Here is a 10,116-nt window from a genome sequence, read left to right as displayed (position 1 = left end):
ATATAGTCATTCGCACCCTGAGAATTACACTTTAAGTGATTCAGGGTATGCGCTTACTGGTTACGAATATTGAGCGAGAATCACGTGATGATCGCCGCTTTTCTTTCGAGCCAGTGGGTGCTCCACGTTCGCTAACGAATACTCAGGGCATGCAGATAAACTGCTGGCTATATTTCTTTCGAAGAGCGTGGAATGCATACCAATCCCCGATAAAAAGGAGTTGGTGATGACTGCGACTAATCAATTTGCTGCGCACGTTGGTCTGGACTGGGCAGATAAAAAGCACGATGTCTGTGTTCAGTTTAAAAACGGTGAACGCACATTCCATGTGATTGAACATACGCCGGAAGCACTTGATGTCTGGCTTACCGAGTTACACCAGAAGGTAAAAGGCAGGATCGCTATCGCCGTTGAGCTGAAGAAAGGTCCCGTGGTGTATGCTCTTCAGAAATATCCATTTATCACCGTTTTCCCCGTCCACGCTTTGTCCCTGGCTCGTTACCGGCAGGCCTTCTCGCCCAGCGGCGCTAAAGATGACCCGCAGGATGCCGAGCTGGCATTAGAGTTAATGCTGCGTTATCCCCAAAAGATAAAAGCCATTGAACCCGACAATGCGGATATCCGGTTACTCCAGCAACTGGTTGAGCAGCGCCGTCAGCTGGTTGAAGATAAACGCCGTTTTGTGAACCGGATAATCAACACACTTAAACAGTATTATCCTCAGCCACTGGAGTGGTTCTCACATCGGGGTAGCTTACTATTGTGTGAGCTGATTATCCGGTGGCCCAGTCTGCAACAACTGAAACGAGCGAGGCGCGACACGATCCGCAACTTTCTGAATGCCAAAGGTGGCCGCGCAATGGCTCTTACCGAGCAACGTGTTGCGAGTATTGATAACGCGATCCCATTGACTACAGACCCGAGCGTTATAGAGGCTAATGCTTTGATGGCAACAGCACTGGCGACACAAATTAAAGTCGTGAGTGAAATCATCAAAACCTATGACGAACGAATCGAAGCGTTGTTTGACACATTGCCAGATGCGGAGCTGTTCAAATCACTTCCGGGCATGGGGCCGTGTATGGGCCCACGAATGCTTGCTGCACTTGGTGATAACCGTGACCGGTTTAACAGCGCTGAAGAAATTCAAAACTACGCAGGTATTGCACCGGTGACAGAACGAAGTGGCCAGAAATCCTGGGTTCACTGGCGATGGCAGTGTGCCAAGTTCGTCAGGCAAACCTTTGTTGAATGGGCTGCCAAGACGGTTAATTCATCATACTGGGCCAGACTGTATTATCAGGGCCTCAGAGAGAAGGGCAAATCTCATCAGTCTGCGATCCGGGCACTGGCGTTCAAATGGATAAGGATCATTTACCGCTGCTGGAAGGCCAGAACCCAGTACGATGAAGCAAAATATTTGCTGGCTCTCGAAGCGCGCCACTCGCCCTTACTGAAGCCATAAAAAGCTTGTCGAATGTCTCAGGGCGTGAAGCGGTCTTTGTACCGGGTCTGGCCATTCTGTGCGGCGTTTTTGATGCGCTGGCGATCCGCGAACTCCGCCTTTCCGACGGGGCGCTGCGCGAAGGCGTGCTGTACGAAATGGAAGGCCGCTTCCGTCATCAGGATGTGCGCAGCCGTACGGCCAAAAGCCTGGCGAATCAGTATAACATCGACAGCGATCAGGCCCGGCGCGTGCTGGAAACAACCATGCAGATGTATGAACAGTGGCAGACGCAACAGCCAAAGCTGGCGCATCCACAGCTGGAAGCGTTACTGAAGTGGGCTGCAATGCTGCATGAGGTGGGGCTGAACATCAACCACAGCGGCCTGCACCGCCACTCTGCCTATATTCTGCAAAACAGCGATTTGCCGGGTTTTAACCAGGAACAGCAACTGATGATGGCGACATTAGTCCGTTATCATCGTAAAGCCGTTAAGCTGGATGACTTGCCCCGCTTTACGTTGTTCAAGAAAAAACAATTCCTGCCGTTGATTCAGCTATTGCGCCTGGGCGTTCTGCTGAATAATCAGCGCCAGGCCACCACAACGCCGCCAACGCTACGGCTTAAAACTGACGACAATCACTGGACGTTGTGCTTCCCGCATGACTGGTTTAGCCAAAACGCGCTTGTCCTGCTCGATCTGGAAAAAGAGCAGCAATACTGGGAAGCGGTCACGGGCTGGCGTCTCAAAATCGAAGAAGAGAGTTCGCCCACTATCGCGGCGTAATTTCGCCTCAGGCACCAGACAATGGTGCCTGTACCTCTTCCAGCGTCGCCGCCAGCGGCCTGGGTTCACCAAGCAAATAGCCCTGAAGGTAATCGATCCCCAACGCGCTCACCGCGCTACGAATTTCTTCGCTTTCCACATATTCCGCCACCACTTGCATATTCTTCATTCGCGCCAAATGGCAAATGGACGCCACAATCTGATAATCGAGACTGTTAGAGACGATATTGCGAATAAAGCTGCCATCGATCTTGAGAATATTCGCGCTCACATTTTTCAGCCGCGCATAACTGGCATAACCGGTTCCAAAATCATCAATCGCTATCTGGCAACCTAACTGTTGCAACTGTGACAACGTTGCCTGACCCTGTTCGGCATTGGTGAACGCATTGCTTTCGGTCACTTCAAAGATCAGTTGCCACGCTTCAACTTCGTACTGGCTCAGCAGGTTACTGACATCAATTGGAAACTGGGCGCGGCATACCGACGTTGGTGACAGATTGATGGCAAACCGGTGGGCTGGCAGCTTATCCCGGTTTTCCGCCATAAAGCGCAGGGTATTTTCAATCACCCACAGATCGATGCTGGACGACAGGCCAAATTCGTGAGCAACGGGCAGAAAACCATCGGGATTGATCATGCCGCCATTATCGTCTTTCAGTCGCAGCAGTATTTCATGGTAAACATCGCCGCGAATACCTGAAATCGGCTGCGCCATCAGGCAAAAATGATCGTGCTCCAGCGCATACTGCAAGCGGTTCATCATCGCCACTTTATCTTTCAGGTCCCGCTGCAAATGCATTGCGCCACGCCGCTGCATATTCTCCGGTTTGTTGGTCATCAGAGAAAGATCGGCGATGGTACTTAATTCGCCTAATAACAGATAGATATGGCTGACCGGAGAGCGCACATAGCAGTAGCTTACCCCAACCTGCGGCTGGAGCGGCATATCATCCCACATGAAACGGAATTGCTTGATATGGTTGTCCAGCGCTTCAATGCGCTGTTGATGCGACTCCATATTCAGACGCAGAATCAAATCATGCCCCGACAGCTGATACACGCATTCACCGGGCGCCAGCAAGGTGTTTATCCAGTGGGAGAGCTTTTGCTTGTACTGAATTCTCAGCATAACGCCATAGTTCTTCCCCAGTAATTCCAGGCCGGGCACGCGTAAAAAACAGAGTGCTGACCAGGGCGAATTTTTCAGCGCGCGATTTAGCGCCCGCAGGTTAGGCAGATGCACGACGGGATCAAGATACGCGAGCCGACGCGCCCGACCGCTGACGATTCTCTGGCGCGTCGCCAGCACCGCCATATAGCTCACAATAAAAGAGAAAACCAGGTAGCTTGAAGACGTAATAGTGAGTTGTGTGTCATACCCGGAATAATAAGGCATGTAGCTCTGGTAATAATGAATTGCGGTAATGAGAACAGCCGACCATATCAGCGAAATAAATCGATAACCGTAGCGCATCGCTCCCCATAGCATTACCGGCAATAATAATGACAAGGTATAGTTAGTGCTAAATATTGAACTATTTTCATTCAATGGCATGCAAAGCATTGTCATGAGCAATGTCAGCACGAGTAACCAGATAACAACCTCTTTCTTTGTGACTTTCTTATCAAACTGTTGTTTCAGCTGCGCATAATATCCACGCAGGTACAGAGGATTGCGGACAGTACGAATAATAAAATAACACAGCGGAACGCCGATAAGATTTCCCACCAGCAAAGCCTGATAGTTAATCAATGTATTGATATTAAAAGGCATTACGCCCATCATGCTTGATTTACTCGCATACATTCCCAGGAAGGCGGCAAATTGAAAGAGCACCAGAAATAACGTCGCCGGGCAAAACACCTGCCAGAACATCCGCTGAAACATCAGATGAGCATCGCCATGAGACACCTGATTACGCCGGGGAGTAAACACGCGATACCCGCCCCAGCAGAGCACGACCGGGATAATGAAATGTCCGATAATGGAGAGCGTCTCATACAATCCCACTATCGGATAGCGGTTCCAGAAGATTGCGACCGCAATGCCTGGTAATGCCGCCCAGTCAAAAAATGACATCAGGCTGATAGTGAATGCCAGAGGAAGGTAAAAAAGCGTGACATTACCGGAACCCGTATTGGTATGTGCGTAGGTATTGGCAATGCTTAATATGGGCAACAGCAAAGAGGGTAAAATGAGAGGCAGCACCCACCATTTATCTCTGATTTTGATATAGGTCTGATTTAGTTTCATAGATGCTCAGCAAAAACCCTCGCTTCCTGCAAGGTGCTTCAGACAGGCATCCCACCTGACTTTAAAATAATAATAAAAACAACGTCACAATATGTGTCTTGATTCTAGTTATCAACGGGAAGCAACATTTGATATATATCAATCAATTTTCTTCTCAGTAACTAATAATTACGTTTTTTCTGCTTCGTTATCATTAATTTATTATTAATGTAAATACTAAAATTATCTTCCATAACAATAAGAGATAAATCAACTGACGTATTTTTACATAATCGACAATTGACCATTCCTTTACAATGTGCCTTAATGTACCCATCGCCCACTATGCTGGGCATACCCTAAGGAACCTTTTGTGAGTCAGGCAACCAGTATGCGAAAACGACATCGATTTAACAGTCGAATGACCCGTATCGTACTGTTTATCAGTTTTCTCTTCTTCTTCGGACGCTTCGTCTACTCTTCTATCGGTGCCTGGCATCATCATCAGGATAAAAAAGAAGCTCAACAGTCCACTCTCTCAGTCGAGACGCCTGCTCAACGCTAAACTTTTCCTGCTCACATAAACATACTGTTTTCTGGATTGCATATGCATTCGCCAGACAGATAGCGCTGTGCCTCAGCCGGGTAAAGAAAAACCCCCTGCACAGGCAGAGGGTCTTTATTCATTACAACGCAGTGGTCATGAAGCGGGTGATTACTCCCACTCAATCGTTGCTGGCGGCTTACCGCTGATGTCATACACCACGCGGGAGATGCCGTTGACTTCGTTGATGATGCGGTTAGAGACGCGGCCGAGGAAATCATACGGCAGGTGCGCCCAGTGCGCGGTCATAAAGTCGATGGTTTCTACCGCACGCAGGGAGACAACCCAGTCGTATTTACGGCCATCGCCCATTACGCCAACGGAGCGAACCGGCAGGAACACGGTGAACGCCTGGCTCACTTTGTTGTACAGATCCGCTTTGTGCAGCTCTTCGATGAAGATAGCATCCGCACGACGCAGCAGGTCGCAGTACTCTTTCTTCACTTCGCCCAGCACGCGTACGCCAAGACCCGGCCCCGGGAACGGATGACGGTACAGCATGTCGTACGGCAGGCCCAGTTCCAGACCAATCTTGCGCACTTCGTCTTTGAACAGCTCTTTCAGCGGCTCAACCAGACCCATCTTCATCTCTTTCGGCAAGCCGCCCACATTGTGGTGAGATTTGATGACGTGCGCTTTACCGGTGGCGGAAGCGGCGGACTCGATAACGTCAGGATAGATAGTGCCCTGCGCCAGCCATTTCACGTCTTCGAGTCTGAACGCTTCTTCGTCAAAGACTTCAACGAATACGCGACCGATGATCTTACGTTTCGCTTCTGGATCGTTTTCGCCTTTCAGCGCGGTCAGGAAACGTTCTTCCGCCGGAACGTGAACAATGTTGAGACCAAAATGATCGCCGAACATGTCCATTACCTGCTCGGCTTCGTTCAGACGCAGCAGGCCGTTATCAACGAATACGCAGGTCAGGTTTTTACCGATGGCACGGTGCAGCAGCATCGCGGTAACGGAAGAGTCAACGCCGCCAGACAGGCCGAGGATCACTTTGTCGTCGCCAACCTGTTCACGAATGCGATTTACCGCATCGTCGATAATCTTCGCCGGAGTCCACAGCGCTTCACACTGGCAGATATCACGCACAAAGCGTTCCAGCATGCGCATACCCTGGCGGGTATGCGTGACTTCCGGGTGGAACTGCACGCCGTAAAAACGTTTTTCCTCGTTAGCCATAATAGCGAACGGGCAGGTTTCGGTGCTGGCAACGGTGACAAAGTCAGACGGGATAGCGGTAACTTTATCGCCGTGGCTCATCCACACATCCAGCAGCGGCTTACCGTCTGCGGTCAGGGAGTCTTCAATGCCGCGAATCAGCGCGCTGTCGGTTCTCACTTCCACCTGCGCGTAACCGAATTCACGTTCATTGGATGCTTCAACATGGCCGCCCAGTTGCATCGCCATCGTCTGCATACCGTAGCACACGCCGAATACCGGCACGCCAGCTTCAAACACATACTCCGGCGCGCGCGGGCTGTTTTCTTCAGTGGTGCTTTCCGGGCCGCCGGAAAGAATAATACCGCTTGGGTTGAATTCGCGAATTTGTGCTTCCGTAACATCCCACGCCCACAGTTCGCAGTAAACGCCGAGTTCACGCACGCGACGCGCAACCAGCTGAGTGTACTGAGAACCAAAATCCAGGATGAGAATGCGATGTTTATGAATATTTTCCGTCATTGACGCTAATTCCGAGGCAAGTGAAACAGATTAAATAAATCGCCCGACACGAGGTCGGGCGAAGAAAATCAGGAGCCCAGACGGTAGTTCGGGGACTCTTTGGTGATGGTCACGTCATGAACGTGGCTTTCCTGAATACCCGCACCGCTGATGCGTACAAACTCCGCTTTGGTACGCAGCGCGTCGATAGTACCACAGCCGGTCAGACCCATACAGGAGCGCAGGCCGCCCATCTGCTGGTGAATGATCTCTTTCAGGCGGCCTTTATACGCTACGCGGCCTTCGATACCTTCCGGCACCAGTTTGTCTGCCGCGTTATCGCTCTGGAAGTAACGGTCAGAGGAGCCTTTGGACATCGCGCCCAGAGAACCCATACCACGGTAGGATTTGTAAGAACGGCCCTGGTACAGTTCGATTTCGCCCGGGGATTCTTCAGTACCCGCCAGCATGGAACCGACCATTACCGCGCTTGCGCCTGCGGCGATCGCTTTGGCGATATCGCCGGAGAAACGAATACCGCCATCGGCGATAACCGGAATGCCCAGGCCTTCCAGCGCTTCTACTGCATCAGAGACAGCAGTAATTTGTGGAACGCCTACGCCTGTGACAATACGGGTCGTACAGATAGAGCCTGGACCGATACCCACTTTCACCGCGCTGACGCCAGCGTCTGCCAGCGCGCGCGCGCCTGCGCCGGTTGCTACGTTGCCGCCGATGATTTGCAGATCCGGGTATTTGGCGCGTGTTTCACGAATGCGTTGCAGAACGCCTTCGGAGTGGCCGTGAGAGGAGTCGATCAGCAGTACGTCAACGCCAGCGGCAACCAGCGCGTCAACGCGCTCTTCGTTGCCCGCGCCCGCGCCGACTGCCGCGCCAACGCGCAGACGACCCTGCTCATCTTTACAGGCGTTCGGTTTACGTTCCGCTTTCTGGAAATCTTTTACGGTAATCATGCCGATCAGATGGAAGCTGTCATCCACAACCAGCGCTTTCTCAACGCGTTTTTCGTGCATTTTGGCAAAAACCACTTCACGCGCTTCACCTTCGCGTACCGTGACCAGGCGCTCTTTCGGCGTCATATACACGCTGACAGGCTGGCTCAGGTCGGTGACAAAACGCACGTCACGACCGGTAATGATACCGACCAGCTCGTTATCTTCGGTGACAACCGGATAGCCAGCAAAACCGTTACGTTCGGTCAGTTCTTTCACTTCACGCAGCGTGGTGGTTGGCAGAACGGTTTGCGGGTCGGTAACCACGCCGGATTCATGTTTCTTCACGCGGCGAACTTCTTCCGCCTGACGCTCGATAGACATGTTTTTGTGGATAAAACCAATGCCGCCTTCCTGTGCCAGGGCGATTGCAAGGCGCGCTTCCGTCACGGTATCCATTGCTGCGGAGAGCATAGGGATGTTCAGACGAATGGTTTTCGTCAACTGCGTGCTGAGGTCGGCAGTATTCGGCAGAACGGTGGAGTGAGCGGGAACGAGGAGGACGTCGTCAAACGTCAGAGCTTCTTTAGCAATACGTAGCATGGGCAATATCTCTAACCTGGGGGTGGATAAATATTGCCGTGGCATTATACAGAGCGAAACCGATTGCATCCACACTTTTTTGCAAATAATGCTTGCGATCCCCTGTGGGCGGGTTACTATCGACTGAATAACTTGCTGATTTAGAATTTGATCCCGCTCACATGTTATCCTCTCAGACCTCCTCAATCTTTACCGTAAGCCGCCTTAATCAGACGGTTCGTCTGCTGCTTGAGCAGGAAATGGGGCAAGTATGGATCAGCGGTGAAATCTCTAATTTCACGCAGCCCGCCTCCGGCCACTGGTACTTTACGCTAAAGGATGACACCGCCCAGGTACGCTGCGCGATGTTCCGTAACAGCAACCGCCGCGTCACTTTTCGCCCGCAGCACGGGCAGCAGGTGCTGGTTCGCGCCAATATCACCCTGTATGAGCCGCGCGGCGACTATCAGATCATCGTTGAAAGCATGCAGCCTGCGGGTGAAGGCCTGCTCCAGCAGAAATATGAATTACTGAAAGCAAAATTGCAGGCTGAAGGGCTGTTCGATCAGCAGTATAAACAACCGCTCCCCTCGCCCGCTCACTGCGTCGGGGTGATCACCTCAAAAACCGGTGCCGCTTTACATGACATTCTTCATGTCCTGAAACGCCGCGATCCCTCCCTGCCGGTTATCATCTACCCGACCGCTGTTCAGGGTGATGACGCGCCGGGCCAGATTGTTCGCGCCATTGAACGGGCTAACGCCCGAAATGAATGCGACGTGCTGATCGTCGGGCGCGGCGGCGGTTCACTGGAAGATCTGTGGAGCTTTAACGATGAGCGCGTCGCGCGGGCGATTTTCGCCAGCCACATTCCGGTCGTTAGCGCCGTCGGCCATGAAACCGACGTTACCATCGCCGATTTTGTTGCCGACCTGCGCGCGCCGACGCCTTCCGCAGCCGCCGAGATAGTCAGCCGTAATCAGCAGGAGTTGCTGCGCCAGATTCAGTCCGCGCAACAACGCCTCGGGATGGCGATGGATTACTATCTGGCAAACCGCAACCGCCGTTTTACGCAGCTTTTCCATCGGTTACAGCAGCAACACCCGCAACTGCGCCTGGCGCGCCAGCAGACGATGCTTGAAAGATTGCGCCAGCGGATGAACTTCGCGCTGGATAATCAACTCAAGCGCGCGGCCTCGCGCCAGCAACGTGTCCTCCAGCGTTTAAACCAGCAAAACCCGCAGCCGCGAATTTATCGCGCGCAAACGCGTATTCAGCAGCTGGAGTATCGTCTGGCCGAGAACGTGCGCGCACGTCTGAGCGCCACACGCGAACGCTTTGGCAATGCGGTAACGCATCTTGAAGCCGTCAGCCCGCTCTCCACGCTGGCGCGTGGTTATAGCGTAACCACGGCGACGGACGGCAAGGTGCTGAAGCAAACCAGACAGGTGAAAGCCGGTGATGTGCTCACCACCCGGCTGTCAGACGGCTGGGTGGAAAGCGAAGTGAAAGGCGTGACGACCGCGAAGAAAACGCGCAGGAAAAAGACGGATTAAAGCGGCACAAACTCCACGCGCTTTTTAGAGATCAGCCCATGACCATTCTGGCAGAAATAATCCACCGCGCCGCAGGCTTTTAACACCTGGAGCGGCTTATGGCAATCCGGGCAGCGCGCTTCAAGTTCAATATCTTTATTGCAGCTGTCGCAATGCGCCGCACCGTTTTGCGGTTCCAGTTCTGCATGGCAATCCGGGCAGGTAATCGACACGGTAACTCCTTTGATATGTTGCGGGCTGAGCATCAAAGCTCATGACCAATAAATCCCTGAACGCCTGTTCCCG

General features: G+C 52.3%; 7 protein-coding genes and 2 pseudogenes. 4 read left to right on the top strand and 5 right to left on the bottom strand.

The window, feature by feature from the left end:
- Window positions 1–226: 226 nt before the first annotated feature.
- Window positions 227–1,465, top strand: coding sequence for an IS110 family RNA-guided transposase (locus OGV50_RS12650; RefSeq protein ID WP_003030308.1), 1,239 nt, complete (start codon window positions 227–229; stop codon window positions 1,463–1,465).
- 23 nt (window positions 1,466–1,488) lie between these two features.
- Window positions 1,489–2,232: pseudogene (locus tag OGV50_RS12645) on the top strand (Ppx/GppA phosphatase family protein); the annotation flags it as partial.
- A gap of 7 nt (window positions 2,233–2,239) precedes the next feature.
- Here the strand turns inward: OGV50_RS12645 and OGV50_RS12640 are convergent.
- Window positions 2,240–4,489: a sensor domain-containing phosphodiesterase gene (locus tag OGV50_RS12640; RefSeq protein WP_049008619.1), complete on the bottom strand. Its 2,250-nt coding sequence runs from the start codon at window positions 4,487–4,489 to the stop codon at window positions 2,240–2,242.
- 164 nt (window positions 4,490–4,653) lie between these two features.
- Window positions 4,654–4,722, bottom strand: a pseudogene (locus OGV50_RS23660) (hypothetical protein); the annotation flags it as partial.
- Between the two features lie 119 nt (window positions 4,723–4,841).
- On the opposite strand from OGV50_RS23660, the gene OGV50_RS12635 reads away from it, so the two are divergent.
- Window positions 4,842–5,033, top strand: a complete 192-nt coding sequence (locus OGV50_RS12635; RefSeq protein WP_012131276.1) for a YfgG family protein — start codon at window positions 4,842–4,844, stop codon at window positions 5,031–5,033.
- A gap of 150 nt (window positions 5,034–5,183) precedes the next feature.
- Here OGV50_RS12635 and guaA read toward each other — a convergent pair whose 3' ends face one another.
- Both guaA and guaB read right to left on the bottom strand, forming a co-directional pair.
- A complete protein-coding gene (guaA, locus tag OGV50_RS12630) occupies window positions 5,184–6,761 on the bottom strand; it encodes a glutamine-hydrolyzing GMP synthase (protein ID WP_058667885.1) in 1,578 nt (525 codons plus the stop codon).
- 68 nt (window positions 6,762–6,829) lie between these two features.
- On the bottom strand, window positions 6,830–8,296 hold the full coding sequence (gene guaB, locus OGV50_RS12625; RefSeq protein ID WP_012131273.1) for an IMP dehydrogenase: 1,467 nt from the start codon (window positions 8,294–8,296) through the stop codon (window positions 6,830–6,832).
- Window positions 8,297–8,457: 161 nt separating this feature from the next.
- Here guaB and xseA point away from each other — a divergent pair, with 161 nt between their 5' ends.
- Entirely contained in the window at window positions 8,458–9,831 is a 1,374-nt protein-coding gene (gene xseA, locus OGV50_RS12620; protein WP_200090903.1) for an exodeoxyribonuclease VII large subunit, read from the top strand.
- Here the strand turns inward: xseA and OGV50_RS12615 are convergent.
- Complete coding sequence (locus tag OGV50_RS12615) at window positions 9,828–10,043, bottom strand: zinc ribbon domain-containing protein (protein WP_047463957.1); 216 nt, start codon at window positions 10,041–10,043, stop codon at window positions 9,828–9,830. The genes xseA and OGV50_RS12615 overlap by 4 nt on opposite strands.
- Window positions 10,044–10,116: the final 73 nt, after the last annotated feature.

It is taken from the genome of Citrobacter sp. CK180, assembly GCF_030333655.1.
Lineage (GTDB): Bacteria > Pseudomonadota > Gammaproteobacteria > Enterobacterales > Enterobacteriaceae > Citrobacter_B > Citrobacter_B koseri.
This window is presented reverse-complemented; position numbering and strand designations above follow the sequence as displayed.